Source organism: Frankia sp. CcCS3, assembly GCF_977927575.1.
Map to the genome: position 1 here is coordinate 1 of NZ_CDWRCL010000354.1, position 1,564 is coordinate 1,564.

Here is a 1,564-nt window from a genome sequence, read left to right on the forward strand (position 1 = left end):
AGGAACGACAACAAGCTCTGGCAACGCGCCTACTGGAACGGTCAGTGGCACCCCTGGGGACCCCACAACGACGGCGGCGTCCTCGCCTCCGAACCCACCCTCGGCTCCATGGGCCCCGACCACGAGCACGTCTTCGTCCGCGGCACCGACGGCAACGTCTGGCAGAAGTACTGGGTCTTCGAGGCGGAGCCCGTCGGCGAGGTGTCGTTCGGGGTGAGCGAGTGCGTCTACAGCTGGACCGCGCGCTACCACCAGGCCGGGACCCACATCACGGTGCGGATCCAGCTGAACCCCGACGCCGGCATCTCCAACGCCACCATGGACACCCTGAGGACGACGTGGCGCAACGGCATCCTCACCACATGGGGGAACCGGTTCGACTGCCGCGCCGGCAACGGCGGTCGACAGCCGATCACCTTCGACGTGCAGTGGGTCGGGTCGAACGCGCACCACGTCGTGCGCGTCCAGCAGGGCCCCGCCCGTTCCAACATGGGGCTCTGGGACACCTCCGACACCGGCAACGTCGCCGCCCACGAGTTCGGGCACATGCTGGGGCACCCCGACGAGTACGCCGACGCCGCCTGTCCGAGCAGGAACCCGGTGAGCACCGGGACGGTGATGGACAACAACACCTTGCCCGTCGCCCGGCACTACAACCGGATCACCGGCTTCCACGGGTCCGGCCACGTCCCGATCGCCGGTCCACCGGAACGCAGCGACGAACCCCCGGAGGTGACCATGGGCGTCACGAGGATCGACGACCTCCCCCCCGAGGCGCGATCGGCGGCCCTGGAGCGGCTGCGGGCCATGGGGGAGGCCGACGCCGATCCAGAGGGCGCCCAGGACACCGAGGTCACCTTCGAGGTGACCGGCGGGACACCGGGAGAGCACTACGCCTACCGAGTAGCGGTCCGGGGCGACGGTTCCGCCGAGCGACGAGTGGTCGACGAGCTCCAGCCGGAGCAGGAGACGAGCGCGGCCGACCAGGTGGACCGCCAGCTGGCAGCGCAGGTGTTCGCCGCGGCCGGCGAGGCCGGCCTGCTCGACGACGCGGCCCCGGAGGTGCACGCGCAGCAGACCGGCGACCTGCTGCCCGACAGCATGCTGGCCATCATCACCGTGCGCGACGGAGACTCCGTCCGCCGCGTCGCGATGCCGGCCGACGACCCCGCCAGCCCCCGACCGGGCGAGCCGTCCCTGGCCGACGTCCCCCTGGAGACGCCGTTCCAGCTGCCGTCCGAGTCGGCCGATGCGCTGCGCCCGGTGCTGGACGCCCTGCGCGCCGTGGAGGCGGCGCTGTGACGCTCAGGCGACGGGCAGCGGGGTGAGGTCGAGACGCCAGGCGGGACAGGCGGATGGTCGCGAACCGCCAGCGGCCGTCGACCTTCTCGTAGGTCTCGTGGTAGTGCCCGAACCCGTGGAGCTCGGCGCGGATGTGGTCGGCGATCGACCAGCCGGCTGATTCGCGATCGGTTGCGGGTTGGGGTAGACCGCGGGGATGCGAGGCAAGCCCGAACGACAGTTGGCGATGCTTATGTCGTTGAGCGCCGAGGACCTGATCCTG

The 1,564-nt window shown here is 71.0% G+C and carries 1 protein-coding gene; it reads left to right on the forward strand.

Annotated elements, in window-relative coordinates; all coding sequences use genetic code 11:
- The coding region (locus tag AC08OQ_RS19090; RefSeq protein ID WP_476612292.1) for a hypothetical protein at window positions 1–1,302 on the forward strand (1,302 nt) is incomplete at its 5' end.
- Between the last annotated feature and the right edge of the window lie 262 nt (window positions 1,303–1,564).